Genomic DNA, 21,820 nt, shown 5'->3' with positions numbered 1-21,820 from the left:
ATAAGAGAATGAATAACATTTATATACAACCAGATAATTGGTCAATTATAGAAGAAGGTTTTGAACCTAAACGTGTTAAATCTTCTGAAAGTTTAATGAGCTTAGGAAACGGTGCCATGGGGCAACGTGCTAATTTTGAAGAGCAGTATTCAGGAGCAACCTTCCAAGGAAGTTATGTTGCAGGTGTTTATTATCCCGATAAGACAAGAGTGGGATGGTGGAAAAATGGTTATCCAGAATATTTTGCTAAGGTATTAAATGCCCCAAATTGGATTGGTATTAATGTGAGTGTTAATGGCGAAGCCTTAGATTTGGCAAAATGTAATAAAGTAGAGCACTTTCGAAGAGAACTCAATATGAAAGAAGGCTGGTTGTCTCGTAGTTTTACAGCAACACTTCAGAATTTTGTCGAAGTTAAGGTAGAAACCAAACGTTTTCTTAGTTTAGAAATTGATGAAATTGGAGCTATAGAATATAATGTGACACCCTTAAATAATGATGCTCAGATTAATTTCTCTCCTTACCTGGACAACGGAATCACCAATGAAGATTCTAACTGGGATGATAAGTTTTGGGATGTGCTAAGTGTTAATCATGAAGACGAACAGGCTTTTATTGTATCTCGTACCATGAAAACCAATTTCTATGTGTGTACTGCGATGCAAACCCAATTAGCATTAAATGGCACTGTTTTAAAACAAGACAAAACAGTTAATGATACGATAGATAAAATTGCCTTTACTTATCAAAATCAGGTTGCTAAAGGTGATACCATTACACTAACGAAATTTGGAGGGTATACTTCCGATAGAAATCATGATAAAAATGAATTGATTTCTGTAGCTAAGGCTACTTTGAAACGAGTCACAGAGCTTGGATTTAATGCCTTGTTAGAATGGCAAAAGCAGGCTTGGGCAGATATCTGGGACATGGCAGATATTACCATTGAAGGTGATGTTGCTGCCCAACAAGGGATTCGCTTTAATATCTTTCAACTCAATCAAACGTATTTAGGTAAAGATGCACGTTTAAATATTGGTCCTAAAGGATTTACTGGTGAAAAATATGGCGGAAGTACCTATTGGGATACTGAAGCTTATTGTATTCCATTTTATATGGCAACAAAAGACCAACATGTGGCTAAAAGCTTACTCGAATATCGCTACCACCATTTAGAGAAAGCTATTGAAAATGCCGAAAAATTAGGCTTTACAAATGGCGCTGCTTTATATCCTATGGTAACGATGAATGGTGAAGAATGCCATAATGAATGGGAAATTACTTTTGAGGAGATTCATCGTAATGGTGCCATTGCATTTGCAATCTATAACTACTTTAGATACACAGGAGACTTTAGTTATATTCCCGAAAAAGGATTAGAAGTATTAATAGGAATTGCCAGATTCTGGCAGCAACGCGCAACCTTTTCCGAAGCGAAAAATAAATATGTAATCCTTGGGGTTACAGGTCCAAATGAATATGAAAATAACGTCAATAATAACTGGTATACAAATTATATTGCCAAATGGTGTATCGATTATACCTTAGAAACCTTAGACAAAGTTAAAGAAGGTTATCCTCAGGATTATTCGAGAATTATTGGAAAAACGAAAATTTTAGATCAAGAATTAGAGCAATGGAAAACTGTTGCAAATCAAATGTATTTCCCGTTTTCTGAAGAAAAACAGATTTACCTACAGCAAGACGGATTTTTAGATAAAGAATTAATTACGGTTTCAGACTTGCCAAAATCTCAACGTCCAATTAATCAAAAATGGTCTTGGGACAGAATTTTACGCTCTCCTTATATAAAACAGGCAGATACCTTACAAGGCTTCTACTTTTTTGAGGATCATTTTTCTACCGAAGAACTAGAGCGGCACTTTGATTTTTACGAACCTTTTACCGTTCACGAAAGCTCATTATCACCATGTGTTCATAGTATTCAGGCAGCAAAATTAAATCGAATGGAACAGGCTTATGCGTTCTATTTACGTACCTCTCGATTGGATTTAGATGATTATAATCACGAGGTTGAAGAAGGATTACATATCACCTCAATGGCTGGAACTTGGATGAGTATCGTTGAAGGTTTCGGAGGTATGAGAGTTGTTAATGACAAACTATCATTTGAGCCTAAAATTCCAAAAGAATGGGATGGTTACTCCTTTAAAGTCAATTTTAGAAATCAGATTTTAAAAATTAATGTAGCCAAAGGCACCACGAAATTTGAACTCGAAGGGCATCAGGATTTAGAAATCATGGTTAATGGTAAAATGATTACGATTAATCCAAATAATCTGGTAACTGTATAATTACAATACTAAAACACTTAAAATTATTAATATGAAACAACTTAGTTATTTATACTTATTAGGTATCATCATTTTAAGTGGGTCTTGTAAAGATGGCTCTACGGCGTCTCAAACAACTAGTCCAACCGCCAATTCTACACTAATTGATCAAGATGATATTCATCGTATTGAGCCACCAAATTGGTGGGTTGGTTTTGAGAATAAACACCTTCAGTTGTTAGTACATCATGAAAATATAGGAGCATATACGCCTAGTGTTACATATCCAGGAGTTTCTATTGAAAAGGTTAGTAAAGGAAATAATAGTCATAATTATTTATTTATTGATTTGCTGATTTCTGAATCGGCTAGTGCTGGAACATTTAATATCAGATTTAAAAATGATAATGGAGAAGAATTGATTGATGTTTACGAGCTCAAATCCCGTTTAAAACCTGCTGAAGATTACAGAGGTTTTGATAGTAGTGACGCTATTTATTTAATCACACCCGACCGCTTTGCCAATGCGAATCCAGATAATGATACTCCAGTTGCTATAGAAGGACAAGAGGCTTTATTAGAGCAAACCATTGACAGAACGAATAATTATGCACGTCATGGAGGTGATATTGAAGGCATTACTAACCATCTCGATTATATTCAAGATTTAGGCTTTACAACGGTTTGGCCTCAGCCTATGCTTATTAACGATATGGAAGAAGGCTCTTATCATGGCTATGCCATTACCGATTTGTACAAAATTGATCCGCGTTTTGGAACTTTAAAGGAGTACCAAAATTTATCCACAACGTTGAAAGATAGAAACATGAAACTCATCATGGATCAGGTTGCTAATCATTGTGGGTTAGAACATTGGTGGATGAAAGATTTACCGTTTAATGATTGGATTAACCTTCAGAATAACTATGAAAAACACATCGATAACTGGGATTGGAAAGTCACTATAAATTCTAATCACAGACGCACCTCTAATCAGGATATCTATGCGTCTCAGGTTGATAAAGATGGAAATTCCCAAGGCTGGTTTGTAGCGACTATGCCAGATTTAAATCAGCGCAACCCGTTTATGGCTAAATATATTATTCAGAATAGTATTTGGTGGATTGAAACAGCACAACTGGATGGAATTCGTCAGGATACCTATCCCTATCCTGATAAAGATTTTATGAGTGATTGGGCAGGAGCTATAATGACAGAATATCCTAACTTTAATATCGTTGGTGAAGAATGGAGTTACAATCCGCTACTCATCGGTTACTGGCAAGAAGGTGCTAATAATCGCGATGGTTACGATTCTAATTTAAAATCAACTATGGATTTTGCTATGCAGGCTAAAGTTGTTGAGGCCTTAAACGAAAAGGAATCTTGGGATACAGGTCTTACCAAAATTTATGAAGGTTTGGCTAACGATTTTCATTATGCCAACCCTAAAAGTATTATGGTTTTTGAAGGCAATCATGATATGAGTCGCATTTTTACACAATTAAAAGGCGATGTAACCAATACGAAAATGGCTGTGGCAACTTATGCCATGATGCCTAGAATTTTACAAATGTATTACGGTACAGAAATCCTAATGGACGATTTTGATAAACCAGGCGATCATGGCTTGATTAGAACCGATTATCCTGGTGGTTGGGATGGTGATACCGTTAATGCATTTACTGGAGAAGGCTTGTCAAATCAACAAAAAGAAATGCAATCCTTTATAAGTAAATTACTCAATTACAGAAAAACGAGTAAAGCTATTCACGACGGAAACACTGTCCATTTTGCACCATTTATGGGAACTTATTTCCTGTTTAGAACGCTTGGCGATGAAACCGTTGTACTTATTCTGAATAAAAATGAAGAACCTATTACTATTGATCTGAAGCGTTATGCTGAAATAGGATTGGATGGTAAAACTTTACGCAACGTTTTTTCAGGAGACAATTTTATTTGGAATGACGCTATTGAGCTAACCGCCAAAGGGCCAATTTTACTTACAACTAAAACTAATTAAAATGAAACAATGGAGTCTAATCTTAGTAATAATTTTAATGTTTTCTTGTAAAGATAAAACACAAGACATTAAAGTTTCCGAAGACAGAAACCAGATAACATTTCATCAAGTTCAGGATGTTCAATTGTATGCAGGTTCTGTCCATCGTGTTGATAGTTTTCCGTCAGCATATATTACGCCAAGACCAGTTGATGTTTGGTTACCCGAAAACTATTCCGAAGATAAAAGCTATGCAGTGTTGTACATGCATGATGGTCAAATGTTATTTGACGCTTCTACAACCTGGAATAAGCAAGAATGGAAAGTCGATGAATGGGCTTCAAAATTGATGAATGATCAAAAAACTATAGACTTTATAGTGGTTGGTATTCACAATATTCCTGATTTGAGATGGCAGGATTTATTTCCGCAAAAGGCTATGGATTATATGAATGAAAAAACTAAAGATTCATTAATCGAATTGGCTAAAGCAAACAACTTTAATGTCAATTTTAATGGTGATAATTACCTCAAATTTATGGTTGAAGAATTAAAACCAGTTATTGATAATACCTACGCTGTTTTTAAAGATAAAGCACACACATTTGTTGCTGGTTCTAGTATGGGCGGACTCATGTCTATGTACGCTATTTCAGAATACCCTGAAATTTTTGAAGGTGCAGCCTGTATTTCTACGCACTGGATTGGTGTAATGCCGATGCCAGAAAACCCATATCCTGATGCTATTTTTGACTATATGAAAGCGAAGCTTCCTTCGGCCAAATCACATCAATTATATTTTGACTACGGCAATAAAACCTTAGATCAATATTATCCTGAGCACGCCCCTAAAGTTGATGCAATTTTAAAAGAAAAAGGCTATACAGATAGCAATTCTAAGAACTTGTTTTTTGAAGGAACCGATCACTCCGAAGTTTCATGGAGTCAACGTTTAGATCAACCTTTACTCTTTTTGTTAGGGCGACAATAGATTAGTATTCTGAATGAATTTCAGAAGCTTATAAATAACGAAGATGAAAAATTATTTAGCACATATATTACTGTTTTTATCGGTTGCAATTACGGCTCAAAATCCGAACCGTATTTTTAAAAGTGCCACAGCTGAAGGTGCAGTTTTAAAGATTGAAGTTAGCGATGGTCAGTATGTGATTACACCTTTTTCTTCCGAAATTATCGAAACTACTTTTGTGCCTCATGGTGAAGAATTAATCAAAAATTCTCATGCCGTTGTGATGACATCTCGCGCCTCTAATGTTAAAATTGTAGAACGAGGCATGGATATTCTTCTCAGTACTAACGGACTCCGTGTAATGATAACCAAATCTCCGTTTCAAATCTCATATTATTATAAAGACAAGCACGTCATTTCTGAAAAAGCAGGTTATGCAAAAAATGATAGCCTAGAAACCATTCAATTTGAAATATCTAAAGATGAAGTGCTATATGGAGGAGGTGCAAGAGCTCTTGGAATGAATCGTCGTGGGCATAGATTACAGCTGTATAATCGTGCACATTATGGTTATGAAACGCATTCCGAATTGATGAATTTTACATTGCCAATTGTGATGTCGTCAAACCAGTATATGGTGCATTTTGATAATGCGCCAATAGGCTTTTTAGATTTAGATAGTAAAGGTGATAATACCTTAAGTTATGAAACGATTTCTGGTCGTAAAGCCTATCAGGTGATTGTAGGTGAATCCTGGTATGACATCGTGGATAATTATACCAATTTAACAGGAAAGCAACCCATGTTACCGCGTTGGGCTTTAGGTAATTTTTCAAGCCGTTTTGGATACCATTCTCAAAAGGAAGTTATAGAAACTATCGATGCATTTAGAAATGAAGGAATTCCGGTTGATGCCATAATTCTGGATTTGTACTGGTTTGGAAAAGACATTAAAGGCACTATGGGAAACTTGGCTTTTGATAGAGATTCTTTCCCTAACCCACAACAAATGGTAAAAGATTTAAAGGCGAAAAATGTAGAAACGATTTTAATTACAGAGCCTTTTATGCTCACCACGTCTAAGCGCTGGGATGAAGCTGTTGAAAAAGATATTTTAGCAAAAGATACTATTGGGAATCCTGCTACCTACGATTTTTACTTCGGAAACACAGGGATTATCGATATTTATAGCAATAAAGGAAAGCAATGGTTTAAAACCATCTACAAAGACTTAGCAAAGCTTGGCGTTAACGGATTTTGGGGAGACCTTGGCGAACCTGAAGTGCTACCATCTTGGGTTAAATTTGAAGCAGGAACTGCCGATGAAGTCCACAATATATATGGACACGATTGGGCAAAATTGGTGTATGAATCTAGCCTGGAGGCAAGCCCTGATAAACGACCTTTTATTTTAATGCGTGCTGGATATTCTGGATCTCAACGTTATGGCATGGTGCCTTGGTCTGGAGACGTCAATCGTACTTGGGGAGGTTTACAGTCTCAACCCGAAATTGCACTCCAAATGGGACTGCAAGGTTTGGCCTATATGCATAGTGATTTAGGCGGTTTTGCTGGTGCAAACCTTGATGATGAACTGTATGTACGATGGTTACAATATGGCGTATTTCAACCTATTTACCGTCCGCATGCGCAAGAAGACGTGGCTAGTGAGCCTGTTTTTAGAAGTGAAAAGGTAAAAGAACTGGCCAGACAAGCTATAGAATTACGCTACGCACTTTTGCCTTACAATTACAATTTAATGTTTCAAAATAGCCAGACGGGAACGCCATTAATGCGACCTCTGTTTTTTGAAGAACCTAATAACCCAGATTTATATGCCTATTCTGATGCGTATCTCTGGGGAAAAGATATCTTGGTTGCTCCAATTTTAAAAGCGGGACAAAAAGAACAAACGATTTACTTTCCGAAGCATAGCGCTTGGTTTGATTTTGATACTGCTGAAGTGTTTGAAGGCGGACAAACAAAAACAATTCCAACTAAAGAACAATCTATCCCAACATTTATAAGAGCTGGTGCTTTTATTCCAATGCTAAGGCCACAACAAAGTACAAAATTCGTTGAGAATCAGACCTTATATTTAAGTTATGGGCATCACAATTCTGTGACCCAAAGTCGGCGAGAATTTTACAATGATGATGGTAAAACAGTTGCTGCTTATGAGAATGAAATCTATCAAATCTTAAACCTTGAAGCCAACTTTAAAGGTCGTAACCTTCAGTTTGACTTTGATGCCAAAACAGGAAAAATGTTTACGGCAAAAAGGAGAACTATAGATTTCACCATTCATAATATTTCAAAGCGTCCTAAGTATGTGAAAATCGACGGAAAAAAAGTGGATTTCTTTTACAGTGAGGCTTTAAAAAATCTCATTGTTACGTTTCCGTGGCATACTTCCAAAGCAAAAACAATTAAACTTAAACTTATAAACTAATCCCAAATGAAACACACAAAATTTATCTTATTTACACTGGTATGGATTGGTTTCTTTGGATGTAAGAATGAACCCAAACAAATGGATATTGAACACCAACAGACGGTTAATGAGGCCAAACAAAGCATGAAGAAAAAAGAAGTCGTTTATCAAGTCTTTACAAGACTCTTTGGAAATACTAATACTACAAATAAACCTTGGGGTACTCTCGAAGAAAATGGCGTAGGAAAGTTTAGTGATTTTACCGATAAAGCTTTAAAAGAAATTAAAGATTTAGGTGTGACTCATATTTGGTATACTGGTGTGCCGCATCATGATGTCATTACCGATTATACCCAATATGGCATTTCTAATGACGATCCAGATATCGTTAAAGGACGTGCTGGTTCACCTTATGCGGTTAAAGATTACTATAATGTAAATCCCGATTTAGCCGATAATGTTGACAATCGCTTAGAAGAGTTCGAAGCTTTAATAGCGCGCTCGCATAATGCTGGTCTTAAGGTGATCATTGATATTGTGCCTAATCATGTGGCTCGAAATTATCAAAGTGCATCTAATCCTGAAGGTGCTTCCGATTTTGGTGCCGAAGATGATACAACAGTAGCTTACGCTGTTAATAATAACTTTTATTACAATCCTGGAGAGGCTTTTAAAGTGCCAGAATGGAAAAATGGTTACCAGCCTTTAGGAGGTGAACATCATCCTATGGCCGATGGAAAATTTGAAGAAAACCCAGCAAAATGGACAGGCAATGGCTCACGTGCATCACAACCAGACATGTACGATTGGTATGAAACTGTAAAGGTGAATTATGGTGTGTCTCCTGATGGTAACAAAGATTTTGATGAATTGCCAGAAGGGTTTGACAACGAAGATTATAAAGCCCATTTCGAGTTTTGGAAAGCTAAAACCGTTCCGAGTTCCTGGAAGAAATTTAAGGATATTACCTTGTATTGGACAGCAAAAGGGGTTGATGGATTTCGCTACGATATGGCGGAAATGGTGCCTGTCGAATTTTGGAGCTACATGAATTCACATATCAAAATGAAAAACCCCGATGCTTTCTTGTTAGCTGAAGTCTATAATCCAAGCTTGTATAGAGACTATATCAAAAAAGGAAAAATGGATTATCTCTACGACAAAGTACAGTTGTATGATACGATCAAACACGTCATGCAAGGTCACGGAAAAACGGATAATATTCCGCCAATTCAAGACGATTTAAAAGATATTGAACATCATATGCTTCATTTCCTCGAAAATCATGACGAGCAACGTATAGCAAGTCCCGATTTTGCTGGAAGTGCCGAAAAAGGAAAGCCTGCAATGGTTGTATCTGCAACTATAAGTACATCGCCTACGATGGTGTATTTCGGACAAGAATTTGGAGAGCCAGGCGCCGAAGATTTAGGTTTTGGGGATCCGACACGGACTTCAATTTTTGACTACGGAAGTGTGCCAAGCCTTGTAAGATGGGTTAATAATAAACAGTTTGATGGCGGACAATCAACCGCTGAAGAAAAAGAACTTCGTGAATTTTACAAACGCTTATTAAATTTTACAATTCAAAGCTCTGCGTTGGCTGGAAACTATCAGGATATTCATCACTATAACCGAGAAAACACTACAAATTATGATGACAAAGTCTTGTCGTTTGTTCGATGGAGTGCTGAAGAACACTTAATAATAATTTCCAATTTTGATGCCGAAAACGGACGTGATTTTGAACTTAAAATTCCGGAAGGGATTATAGAAACCTGGGAATTAAACAATCAATCGTATGAGTTATCAGATCAACTGAATAATTCGTACACCACAGCATTAACGGTTGCCAATGGTGAAGGTTTGGCTAAGATATCCTTAATACCATTGCAATCGTTGATACTTAAATTAAAAAAGTAATATGAAAAGAAGTCTCGTTTTAATTCTAATAATTGCAGCATGCTTTAGTTGTCAAACTAAAGTCAGCAAAGCAGATCCTGTTGAAACCCCAGAAACACCTTTCGTCTGGGAAGCTGCAAACCTTTACTTTTTGTTGACCGACCGTTTTAATAATGGCGATCCTTCTAACGATATTAATTTTGACAGAACTAAAAAAACAGGAAAACTCCGTGGTTTTGAAGGTGGAGATTTAAAAGGAATCACTCAGAAAATTGAAGATGGTTACTTTACAGATTTAGGAATCAATGCAATTTGGATGACACCTGTTGTAGAACAAATCCACGGTGGAACCGATGAAGGTACAGGAGTCACTTATGGGTTTCACGGCTATTGGGCTAAAGATTGGACCGCTATCGATCCCAATTATGGTACAAAAGAAGATTTAAAACAGTTGGTAGAAGCGGCACATGCTAAAGGAATTCGAGTGGTATTGGATGCTGTAATTAACCATACAGGACCAGTCACTGATAAAGACCCTGTGTGGCCTAGCGATTGGGTACGAACAGAGCCTCAATGCCAATATAATAATTACGAAAACACCATTACCTGTACATTGGTAAAGAATTTACCAGATATTAAAACCGAAAGTAATGAAGCCGTAGAATTACCACCACAACTCGTTGAAAAGTGGAAAACCGAAGGACGCTATGAGCAGGAAATGGCAGAATTGGATGCTTTTTTTGAACGCACTGGTCACCCAAGAGCACCACGCTTTTATATCATGAAATGGTTAACCGATTATATTACAGAATTTGGTATAGATGGCTACAGATGTGATACAGTTAAGCACACCGAAGAATTTGTTTGGGAAGAATTTAAAACCGAATGCGATTATGCGTTTTCAGAATATAAAAAGAACCATCCAGATAAGGTTTTAGATGATAACGATTTTTATCTGGTGGGTGAAGTGTATAACTACGGAATTAGTAGCGGAAAACTTTTCAATTTTGGAGATAAAGAAGTCAATTACTACGATAATAGATTTACGAGTCAAATCAATTTTGAATACAAATGGAATGTCAAACAAATGGAAGTTGAAGCTGTGTTTTCAAAGTATGACAGTATCTTACATCACCAATTAAAAGGCTTTGGCGTACTTAACTATTTAAGTTCGCATGATGATGGGCAACCTTTTGATCCGTTAAGAGAAAAACCTTTTGAAACCGGAACCAAGTTATTGTTAGGTCCCGGAACGTCTCAAGTGTATTATGGTGATGAATCGGCTCGGATTTTAGTAGTAGATAGTGCCGTTGGAGATGCAAATTTGCGTTCCAAAATGAATTGGGATGCACTTAAAAATAATGAGAAAACAAAATTGGTTTTAGCGCATTGGAAAAAACTCGGACAATTTAGAGCGAATCATCCAGCTATTGGCGCTGGAATGCATCAAATGATCACACAGCAACCCTATACGTTTTACAGAAGTTTTTCTGATGGTGATTTTAAAGATGTCGTGGTTGTTGGCTTGGATTTACAATCAGGAAAAAAAACACTTAAAGTCGCAGAAATTTTTAAAGATGGTATGGTATTACATGATGCCTATTCGAACCAAAACGTCACGGTTAAAGATGGAAAAGTTACTGTTGATTCAGAATTTGATATCGTTCTTTTAGAACCAAAATAAAATACTTATGAGAGTCCTTATTTTAATAGTATTAGTGCTTAGTTTATGGAGTTGTAACTCTTCCGAAGACCGAGTTTTTGAAGCCGTGTCATCTAACGGATTGCTAAAACTTAATTTTAATCTTTCCGAAGACGGCAAGCCTTATTACCTGGTGACTCGAAATAATAAAGTGGTGATAGATACTTCTTATTTGGGTTTTGAATTTAAAAATGCACCTGCATTTGACAAGCATTTTATCGTTAAAAAGTCCGAAACCGAAACGCATATCGAAAGTTGGGAAATGCCTTGGGGCGAACAAGAAACTGTTGAGAACAATTACAGAGAACTTAGAGTGATGCTTCAAGAAAAGGTGACTCCTGAGCGTTTTCTTAATATCATATTCAGAGTTTATGATGATGGTGTGGGCTTGCGTTATGAATTCCCTGAACAAGCCCGTTTAAGCGAGGTTGAAATTACCGAAGAACATACACAGTTTAACCTGACTCAAGATTATAAAACCTTCTGGATTCCTGGTGATTGGGATATTTACGAACATTTATATAGTACGACAAAACTTTCAGAAATCGATGCTTTAAAATATGTTGGTCATGTGAATTTAGCACAAACGTATATTCCCGAAAATGCAGTAAATACACCTGTCACAATGGTTGGTGAAGATGGGCTGCATTTAAGCTTTCACGAAGCTGCATTAGTGGACTATTCTGGGATGACCTTAAAAGTAGACACCAAAAACCTCAATCTTGAAAGTCATTTAGTAGGTTCGGAAAACACAGATTTTAAAGTCAAACGCAGCTTGCCCTTTCATACGCCATGGCGAACAATTCAAATTACAGATAACGCACCAGATTTAATTGAATCGAAGTTAATTGTTAATTTAAATGAGCCTAATAAACTTGGTGATGTATCTTGGTTTAAACCGATGAAATATACAGGCGTTTGGTGGGAAATGCATCTCGGAAAATCATCTTGGGATTACGGTATGGAAATGGTCGATGGTCAATGGAAAGACACTGGTAAAGCACATGGCAGACATGGCGCAACAACCGAAAATGTAAAGCGTTTTATTGATTTTTCAGCTGAAAATAACATCGGTGGAGTTTTAGTAGAAGGCTGGAATACAGGCTGGGAACGATGGATTGGTTTTGAAGATCGCGAAGGTGTTTTCGATTTTGTAACTACGTATCCCGATTACGATATTGATGAGGTTGTGCGCTACGGAAAAGAGAAAGGGGTTGCTATTATTATGCATCATGAAACTTCTGCCGCAACCGAAACCTATGAACAACAACAAGACACAGCTTATGCTCTCATGCAGAAATACGGTATGCATGCTGTGAAATCAGGCTATGTTGGAAAAATTTTACCTAAAGGTGAATACCATCATGGACAATATATGGTGAACCAATATAATAATGCGGCGATTAAAGCGGCAAGTTATCAGGTGGCTGTCAATGCACATGAACCTATTAAAGCAACGGGATTACGCAGAACCTATCCTAATATTATTTCTAGAGAAGGTTTACGCGGACAAGAATTTAATGCTTGGGCTGAAGATGGTGGCAATCCTCCAGAACATTTACCAATCGTTGCTTTTACACGAATGTTAGCTGGACCAATCGATTTTACTCCTGGAATTTTCAATATCAAATTTGATGAATACAAAAAGGACAATCAGGTTAATACCACATTAGCTCAGCAATTAGCCCTGTATGTTGTGATTTATAGTCCTGTGCAAATGGCTGCAGATCTGGTAGAACATTATGAAGCTAATCCCGAGCCTTTACAATTTATTAAAGATGTAGGAGTCGATTGGCAGACTACTAAAGTTTTAAATGGTGAAGTAGGGGATTATGTGACTATTGCTCGTAAAGAGCGTCTAACAAATAACTGGTTTTTAGGAAGTATTACTGATGAACATGCTAGAACATTTGAAATAGATTTAGATTTTTTGGATGCCAATCAAGAGTATGAAGCAACCATTTATAAAGATGGAAAAAATGCCCATTGGAATAACAATCCTTTGGATTTAGATATAGAAAAAAAGACAGTTAATAATAGCTCCAAATTGACATTAGTTCTTGCTGAAGGTGGCGGTTGTGCCATAAGTATAATTAAAAAGTAATAGGATGAAAAGGATAGCATTATTAGTGATTTTATTATGTTCAGGAATAAGTTTTTCCCAGGTTGGAATTGCAACAACAAGTCCGAGGAGTACATTAGATATCAATGGGAATTTATCATTAAAGGTTGTTGATTATAATGGTGGTCCTGGCGGTAGTGCAACTGTAATTGATGATGGTATTTATCTTAATTTCACACCTACAGCAGGTAATGTAGAATTTATATTGCCAGATGCAACAACGGTTCCAGGTAGAGTTTATATTGTACGTAATATCTCTAATGCTGTAGATGCTGTGATTTATTCGTTTGGATTTGTAGCTGGACCAGGAAATGGCGTAGAATTCTTTCCAGGAGATAGTCGGGTAAGTTCAAAATCGGTGACCATGACAGCCGATATTGGAAATGATGGCGGTGATCGTACCAAAACACTAATGTTTATAAGTGATGGGTCTAACTGGACCTATGGGCATATCGGTTTTTAACACCTCATAGTTGTAACATTACACCTGTAAGATAGTCTTATATGAAGCGACTAATCTTTTAATTCGTAACTTTGCATGTTACTAAGTGTTACAATGACGGATATTAATGAAAATATTGAATCTCCTTTTAGTTTAAAAGTGAGTTTTGATAAACTCTTAAAACACTATGAGGAACTTTCTCAAAGTGACGATGAGTTTATTGCAGCTAAGGCACGTCGTGTTATTAAAACTGCTGATGCTTACCCAATTCTTCGCGAAGGCTTTAGTGATGTGTCTATTTTAAAAGAACGCGAAAAAGAAATCAGAACCATACTTCAAGATTCATTTAGTCCAGTGCTGACAAAAAATGAAATTAAAACAGCTTCTGTACCCTTTCATAATCTAATTTTTAATTCGTCGGAGCGTTTTAAATCTATCATTGAAAATGCTGGAGAGGATTTTGAATTGCAAATAAAAAACATGCCTAAGGATGAAAAATATATCATCGCATGTACCATTATTTTGGATTTTTGTTACGGATATACCATTAATTTTAAACGACCATTTTATTATGAAATCCCTGATAAAAATGGGATAATCCAATTTTATAAAATCTTATATAATGCCGATTTTACTGAAATTGTACCGTCTGAACATGCACCAAAGATCACGCAAGAGGATGTTGATGAATTACTAGATAACTTTGATAATATGGCCTTGTGGAAAGAGAAATTTCCACCAAACAGTTACACGTTTAAAGGGTTTGTAATTTCTAATATTTTTAATGTCACTGCAGATCAGGCAATTTCAAATATCAAGTCGAGCTTAATTGGAGAGGAAAAGCGTAAAGACGAAGGATTTATGAAAGATTTTCATAAGATTTTTCAATCGCTCTTAGGACTTGAAGATATCAAAGTAGGATTTTCTATTTACAATAAAGAAGAAGATAGTTTTGAACGTGTTTATGGCGTCGGAATGAATAGTTTTTTATTGAATGATTCAGAGTCTAAATCATGTTGTGGCGCACTTTGTGAAATGTCCTATAACACTTTACTCAAAGAAAAGAAGTTTTATACCATTTCTGATGTTAATAAGTTTTACGACCTTTCAAAAGGTAAAGCACCACAATATAAATCTCTCAAAGACCAGAAGATACAAAGTGCAATCTTAGCACCTATAGCTAATGATGAAGGTCTCATGGGTATTCTAGAAATTGTTTCAGAACAACCCAAAGTTTTAAACAGTATCAATGCTAATAAATTGGTGGATGTAATGCCGTTTATCGTCACGGCTGTTGAACGTTCTAAAAACCAAGAACAAAACTTAATTGAAGCCATTATTCAGCAAGAGTGTACATCTATTCATCCGAGTGTCAACTGGCGATTCGAAAAAGAAGCACGACAATTTATTAAAGATGAAATGAATGGTAAAGAACCTAATTTTAATAAAATTGCGTTCGAAAATATTTATCCGCTTTATGGTCAAATCGATATAAAAGGATCTTCCGAAGCCAGAAATTCGGCAACTCAAAAGGATTTACAAATTCAGTTAAATATGATTAAGTCTATCATATTGAATGCTTTTGAATTGGAAAAACTACCAATATACGAACAGTTCTTATATCAGATTAATGAATACCTTGAAGGTTTAGATCAACATTTTCAAGTCGATAGTGAACAACAAATATCATCGTTTATTAAACAAGATATTGATCCGTTATTCGAGCATTTAAAAGTGATTCAGCCTTTAAAAGATGAGGTCTATGCCTATTTTAAAAGTATCGATGACAAAGTAGATGTATTATACAAACACCGAAAAGATTACGATGATACTATAGCTTTGGTTAACAAGGAAATGGCAGCACTTTTAGATAAAAAGCAAGTTGAAGCCCAAGCGATGTATCCGCATTATTTTGAACGTTTCAAAACTGATGGCGTTGAGCATAATATGTACATTGGAGAGTCTATCACCAAAGAAGAATCGTTTAACCCTATTTACTTATATAATTTAAGATTATGGCAGTTACAGGTGATGTGCGAAATGGAAAATTCATTCTATTTAATGCAGTCAAATTTTCCTGTCAAACTTGATGTGGCTTCGATGATTTTGGTGTTTAATCAGCCTTTATCGATTAGTTTTAGAATGGACGAAAAACAATTTGATGTCGATGGTACTTACAATGCCAGATACGAAATTGTAAAAAAACGTGTAGACAAAGCTTATATTAAAGGTACCAAAAAGCGTGTCACTCAAAAAGGGAAAATTAGTATTGTCTATTCTCAAAAGCAAGATGAAATTGAGTATATGAGATATATTAGGTTTTTACAGTCTAAAAAATATCTGGATGACGATGTTGAAATTGTAGAGCTTCAGGACTTACAAGCAGTTACGGGTTTAAAAGCGATTAGAGTAAGTGTGTTATACCATAAAGATCCAGACGATAAATCATTTTATACCTACGAGGACTTGATGAAAGAAATCAAGGCCTAGCTAACCACGTAGATATTCGTATTATCCGGTTCTGGTTTTAAAAGATGACTTTGGGTTTCAGGATCTAAAACTTCTTGTATATCAATTCCTGGATTGTTTTTTACAGCTACTCCAAAAGCAATTAATGACACTATGATACCTATCATAAAGACCGTATAGGTGATGCGTAATAGTCGGTATTTACGCTCCAAAACTTTACCTAGAAAATATAAGTCTTTGGTTAACGCTTTATAGATGTAATCTTTATCATTTACCAATTCTCGTATGGCCCACTCAAATTCTTCCAGTTCCATTTTGTGAAAATTCCCGAAGAAACTCAAGTTTACTTTTTGGTTTTTTACATCCTCTTTCGTGAATTGCCCACTCGTAACATTTGGTCGTGTAGCAATGATAGACATCACCATGGAGATGACACTAAATAAAGTAAAGATTACTGTTGGCCAGGTTAAATAAGGATTGGTGTCTAATTTTGAAATCAAATTAGCTAAAACCACAGAAATGATAATGGCATTAACCGACAGTAAAATATTGGCTTTGGTATCGGCAATATCACTAAGTTTGATATGGTTTCTTAATGCAACTCTGTAAAATGTTTGGACACCACGTTCCGGACTTTCATTTTTGTACTGTGCTTTGTATTTGGCTTTTATTTCCTCTTTTTTAAATTTTGCTTTCTGCTTTTTCTTAGCTTTCATGAGGTTGGCAAGATTTTTATCTTTCCTAGATTGCCAGTTTTTTAAAGCATAATCTGTATAATATTGATGTTTTTTGGCAAGCACCTTGATGTTTTCATTGCGCCATTCAGTTGGTGAATAGCTTTCAACACCTCTTAATTCGAGTTCTTTTCTTAAAAACTCACTCGCTTCTTCAAAATATTTCTTTCCAAAATGAGACGCATCAGCATCTCTAATAATTTTGCCAAGTTTTGTAGTGGGTACTTCTTTAAATTTTGTTTCCATGATGCAGGTGTTTACAGCATCAATTAAGGCTTGGTCTGCATCCTGTTTTGTTAAAAAATCTGTAGCAATTTTAACACCTTTTTCTTCGTGATCTTCGGCACCTTGAGTGTAACCTGTGTCATGAAGTAAAGCGGCTATTTCAAGAATTTGAGCCTCTTCTTCAGTAACATCTGTGTTTTCGATAATCTCACGAGTACTTTTTAAAACACGTTCGGTGTGTTTAAAATTATGATAAAGAAAAACAGGATCTAATTCTTTTTTTAATAAATCAAATACAAATTCTTCAGTCTTTTTAATAAGATCAGTAGCCATAAACATCAATTATAGATTAAAGTAAAATTACGAAATTAAGAATTAACATAATATGTAATTTCCAATCAGCATAAACGACAAAATAATTCGTAAATTATGTCTTTATGACTAAAAAAATTAATCTTATCGATTAAAGAAGCCAAATGCAACTAAATATCAAGAATACATTTACTCAAAACCTACCTGCAGATCCTGTTCTAGAGAATACCAGACGACAGGTTAAATCAGCCTGCTTTTCGTACGTCACTCCCAAGTCGACAAGCCAGCCTGAAATGCTCCATGTATCGAGAGCTATGGCCAAGGCCTTAGGAATTACAGAAGCTGATATTTCTAGCCAAACCTTTTTAGATATTTTTTCAGGACAAAAAGTCTTAGAAAGCACTAAACCTTATGCGATGTGTTATGGAGGTCATCAATTTGGAAACTGGGCAGGCCAATTAGGTGACGGAAGAGCCATCAATTTGTTTGAAATTGAACACGATGATAAGCATTGGACCGTACAGCTAAAAGGTGCTGGAGAAACACCTTATTCTAGAACAGCCGATGGATTAGCAGTGTTGCGTTCATCCATTCGGGAGTACTTATGTAGTGAAGCGATGTTTCATTTAGGTGTGCCAACAACGCGAGCATTAACTCTGGCTTTGTCAGGAGATGACGTTTTGAGAGATATGTTGTATGATGGTAATGCTGCTTATGAAAAAGGGGCTATTGTGACCCGTGTGGCGCCTTCCTTTTTACGCTTCGGAAGTTTTGAAATTTTCGCCGCAAGACAAGATCATAAGACTTTGAAGACGTTAGTCGATTATACCATAAAGCACCACTATCCACATTTAGGACAGCCCTCAAAAGCGACTTATATTAAGTTTTTTGCTGAAGTGTCTCATCGTACATTAGAAATGATTATCCACTGGCAACGTGTTGGCTTTGTTCATGGTGTGATGAATACCGATAATATGTCTATTCTCGGATTAACTATTGATTACGGACCCTACGGATGGTTGGAAGGTTTTGATTTTGGATGGACGCCAAATACAACCGACAGCCAGCATAAGCGCTACCGTTATGGGAATCAGCCTAATATTGGACTTTGGAATTTATATCAACTTGCCAATGCCTTGTATCCGCTCATTGAAGATACTGTGCCTTTAGAAGATATATTGGAGACTTACAAAAGCAATTTTGAAAAAAAATCTCTGGACATGATGCGTTCCAAATTAGGTTTAGCACAAAATGACGACCAAGATCATATATTGATTCAGAATTTAGAAGATGCCTTGTTATTAACCGAAACAGATATGACTTTGTTCTTCAGAAATTTGAGCAACTTCAAAAAAGGAGATGGCCCAAAAGGGTTGGAGGTGGTAAAAGACGCCTTTTATGTGCCTAATGATATTGCCGATAGTATAGCGCAGCAATGGCGCGATTGGTTTAAGGCCTATGATTCGAGATTAGAGAATGAGTTGTTATCTGATGAGGAACGGAAAGTTAAAATGAATGCAACCAACCCTAAATATGTGCTTAGAAATTATATGGCACAATTAGCCATAGACGATGCCAATAATGGAGATTATAAACGCATTGATGAATTGTTTCAGCTTTTAAAACAACCTTATGCTGAACAACCTGAACATGAGAAATGGTTTGCAAAACGACCAGATTGGGCAAGACATAAGGTTGGTTGTTCGATGTTATCTTGTAGTTCCTAATGTATGTGTTGAAGCAAACTCAAGCACTGCCTGAAGGTTATAGTGAAATGCCAGAAGAAAAAGTAATTCAGTTTTTAAATAATTACCAAAAGATTTATGAATAACGAACGACTTAAAATAGAAAATAAGAAAGGGCTTAAACTTCAAGCTTATTTAGAATTGCCGGCAAACCAAAAGCCAAAACACTTTGCCATTTTTGCGCATTGTTTTACTTGTAGCAGTTCTTTAAATGCTGTGAAAAATATAAGCAGAGCATTAACCCAACATGGTTTTGGTGTTGTACGTTTTGATTTTACCGGATTAGGACGTAGTGAAGGTGAGTTTGCCGAAAGTCATTTTTCAGCTAATGTCGATGATTTAATAGCGGTAAACGACTTTTTAAAAGCAGAGTATCAAGCTCCTTCACTTTTAGTTGGACATTCTCTGGGAGGTGCGGCCGTTTTAGTTGCAGCATCAAAATTAGATAATGTAAAAGCTGTGGCGACTGTTGGTGCTCCAGCAAGTGTGAGCCATGTGAAACATTTGTTTTCTCATGGTATAGAGGAAATTAAAGATAAAGGAAGAGTAGAAGTTAATATTGGCGGACGCCCATTTAAGATTGATGAAGCCTTTGTATCCGATTTTGATAAAACTGATTTGCCTTCAATTGTAAAGGCCTTGCGAAAACCATTACTCATTTTACATTCTCCGATTGATACCATTGTAGGAATTAAAAATGCCGAAAAGTTATATGTTAGTGCGCATCATCCTAAGAGTTTTATAAGTTTAGACAATGCCGATCATTTATTGAGTAACACTCAAGATAGTTTGTATGTAGGCGATATGATTGGAAGTTGGGTTAAACGCTATTTTTCAACACAAGACAATACCATGCTCGATACCTCTGGAGAACAGTTGGTGGCACATTTAGATTTAAAAGAAAATCATTTTACAACAACCATTCAAACGGCTAAGCATAGCTTTATTGCAGATGAACCTAGTTCGGTTGGAGGCGATGATTTTGGGCCTTCGCCTTATGATTTTCTTAGTGCAGGTTTGGCAGCTTGTACAGTCATGACCTTAAAATTATATGCCGAACGTAAACAATGGGATTTACAAGAAGTGTATGCCTATATTACCTATTCTAAAAAGCATAGTGACGATTTAATGTTAGATCTTGAGAAACCAACGCGATTGGATCATTTATCAAAAAAGTTGACTTTTATTGGTAACTTAGACGAGTCTCAAAAACAACGCCTAAAAGAAATTGCTTCCAAATGTCCCGTTCATAAAACATTGCAAAGTGAAGTTATTATCGACACAGAACTTATTTAATTTATAGTTTTAGAAATAATCAATGACATTAAAAGATTCGTATATACACACTCGGAAACGGTTTGTAATTATTTGTAAATCCCTTAAAACTGAAGACTATTCGGTGCAACCTGAAGTATTTGTGTCGCCGCCAAAATGGCATTTAGCACATAGTACCTGGTTTTTTGAACAATTTGTACTTTCCGAATTTATGTCTGATTATAAGGTGTATGACGCAGATTTTGCCTATTTGTTCAATAGCTATTATAACAATGCCGGAACTCGGGTATTGCGTCCAAACAGAGGTTTGATGACGCGGCCAACAGTTGATGAAGTGTACGCTTACCGAAAGTATGTCGATGAACAAATGCTTCTGTTTTTAGACACTCAGCCTTCAGAACCTATAAAAGATATTATAATGCTTGGGATTCAACACGAACAGCAACATCAAGAATTATTTTACTACGACATCAAATATATTTTAGGATATCAGCCAACGTTTCCTACCCTAGAAAATAAGATAGAATTAACCGAAATTGAACAGCCTTCAAAATGGTTAAAAATTGACGAGGGCGTCTATGCGATTGGTCACGATAGTGATACTTTTTGTTATGATAATGAACTGGGATATCACAAGGTGTTTTTACACGAATTTGAAATATCAGATCAACTCGTAACCAATAAAGCGTATATGGAGTTTATTGACGCAGGTGGATATAAAAATTTCAATTTATGGCATGCTGAAGGTTGGGATTACATCCAGCAAAACGATATTAAGGCTCCCGAATATTGGCATCAAATCGATGGGAAATGGCATTATTATACGCTTCAAGGCTTTCAAGAGGTTAAGCCCAACGAACCTGTAAGTCACATTAGCTTTTATGAAGCTTATGCTTTTGCCGAATGGAAACACATGCGATTACCAACAGAATTTGAATGGGAAGTAGCCTCAAAGCAATTTGCTTACGGACAACTTTGGGAATGGACCAATAGCGCCTATTTGCCTTATCCTAATTTTTCAAAAGCGCCAGGCGCATTAGGCGAATACAATGGCAAGTTTATGATTAATCAAATGGTGCTTAGAGGAGCTTCGGTAGCTACCGTTGAAGGTCATAGCAGACCAACATATCGCAATTTTTTTCATCCAGAAATGAGATGGCAATTTTCAGGAATCAGGCTCGTAAAATAA

General features: G+C 36.2%; 13 protein-coding genes. 12 read left to right on the top strand and 1 reads right to left on the bottom strand.

The window, feature by feature from the left end:
* The first annotated feature begins 8 nt into the window (after positions 1–8).
* From N4270_RS02050 to N4270_RS02010, 9 genes are all read left to right on the top strand, one after another.
* Positions 9–2,315, top strand: a complete 2,307-nt coding sequence (locus N4270_RS02050) for a glycoside hydrolase family 65 protein (RefSeq protein WP_260095130.1) — start codon at positions 9–11, stop codon at positions 2,313–2,315.
* Positions 2,316–2,346: 31 nt separating this feature from the next.
* The gene (locus N4270_RS02045; RefSeq protein WP_260095129.1) at positions 2,347–4,320 is read left to right on the top strand and encodes a glycoside hydrolase family 13 protein; all 1,974 of its coding nucleotides are present in this window, start codon (positions 2,347–2,349) and stop codon (positions 4,318–4,320) included.
* Position 4,321: 1 nt separating this feature from the next.
* On the top strand, positions 4,322–5,290 hold the full coding sequence (locus tag N4270_RS02040) for an alpha/beta hydrolase (protein ID WP_260095128.1): 969 nt from the start codon (positions 4,322–4,324) through the stop codon (positions 5,288–5,290).
* Positions 5,291–5,333: 43 nt separating this feature from the next.
* Positions 5,334–7,721 carry a TIM-barrel domain-containing protein gene (locus N4270_RS02035; RefSeq protein ID WP_260095127.1) on the top strand — a complete coding sequence of 796 codons (2,388 nt, stop codon included), beginning with the start codon at positions 5,334–5,336 and terminating at the stop codon, positions 7,719–7,721.
* An 81-nt stretch (positions 7,722–7,802) separates the two neighbouring features.
* Complete coding sequence (locus N4270_RS02030; RefSeq protein WP_260095556.1) at positions 7,803–9,626, top strand: alpha-amylase family protein; 1,824 nt, start codon at positions 7,803–7,805, stop codon at positions 9,624–9,626.
* Position 9,627: 1 nt separating this feature from the next.
* Complete coding sequence (locus N4270_RS02025; RefSeq protein ID WP_260095126.1) at positions 9,628–11,289, top strand: alpha-amylase family glycosyl hydrolase; 1,662 nt, start codon at positions 9,628–9,630, stop codon at positions 11,287–11,289.
* Between the two features lie 7 nt (positions 11,290–11,296).
* Entirely contained in the window at positions 11,297–13,411 is a 2,115-nt protein-coding gene (locus tag N4270_RS02020; protein WP_260095125.1) for a glycoside hydrolase family 97 protein, read from the top strand.
* A 4-nt stretch (positions 13,412–13,415) separates the two neighbouring features.
* Positions 13,416–13,892: a hypothetical protein gene (locus N4270_RS02015; protein ID WP_260095123.1), complete on the top strand. Its 477-nt coding sequence runs from the start codon at positions 13,416–13,418 to the stop codon at positions 13,890–13,892.
* 93 nt (positions 13,893–13,985) lie between these two features.
* On the top strand, positions 13,986–16,361 hold the full coding sequence (locus N4270_RS02010) for a GAF domain-containing protein (protein ID WP_260095122.1): 2,376 nt from the start codon (positions 13,986–13,988) through the stop codon (positions 16,359–16,361).
* On the opposite strand, the gene N4270_RS02005 is transcribed toward N4270_RS02010, so the two are convergent.
* Positions 16,358–17,632, bottom strand: a complete 1,275-nt coding sequence (locus N4270_RS02005) for a Pycsar system effector family protein (RefSeq protein ID WP_260095121.1) — start codon at positions 17,630–17,632, stop codon at positions 16,358–16,360. The genes N4270_RS02010 and N4270_RS02005 overlap by 4 nt on opposite strands.
* A gap of 143 nt (positions 17,633–17,775) precedes the next feature.
* Here N4270_RS02005 and N4270_RS02000 point away from each other — a divergent pair, with 143 nt between their 5' ends.
* From N4270_RS02000 to egtB, 3 genes are all read left to right on the top strand, one after another.
* Complete coding sequence (locus N4270_RS02000; RefSeq protein ID WP_260095120.1) at positions 17,776–19,338, top strand: YdiU family protein; 1,563 nt, start codon at positions 17,776–17,778, stop codon at positions 19,336–19,338.
* Positions 19,339–19,434: 96 nt separating this feature from the next.
* Positions 19,435–20,652 carry a bifunctional alpha/beta hydrolase/OsmC family protein gene (locus N4270_RS01995; RefSeq protein ID WP_260095119.1) on the top strand — a complete coding sequence of 406 codons (1,218 nt, stop codon included), beginning with the start codon at positions 19,435–19,437 and terminating at the stop codon, positions 20,650–20,652.
* Positions 20,653–20,674: 22 nt separating this feature from the next.
* Positions 20,675–21,820 carry an ergothioneine biosynthesis protein EgtB gene (egtB, locus tag N4270_RS01990; protein ID WP_260095118.1) on the top strand — a complete coding sequence of 382 codons (1,146 nt, stop codon included), beginning with the start codon at positions 20,675–20,677 and terminating at the stop codon, positions 21,818–21,820.

The sequence above is a fragment of the Psychroserpens sp. SPM9 genome, from assembly GCF_025153525.1.
GTDB lineage: Bacteria > Bacteroidota > Bacteroidia > Flavobacteriales > Flavobacteriaceae > Psychroserpens.
Note: the sequence above shows the minus strand (reverse complement) of the source record. Positions and strands in the feature narration are given on the sequence as shown.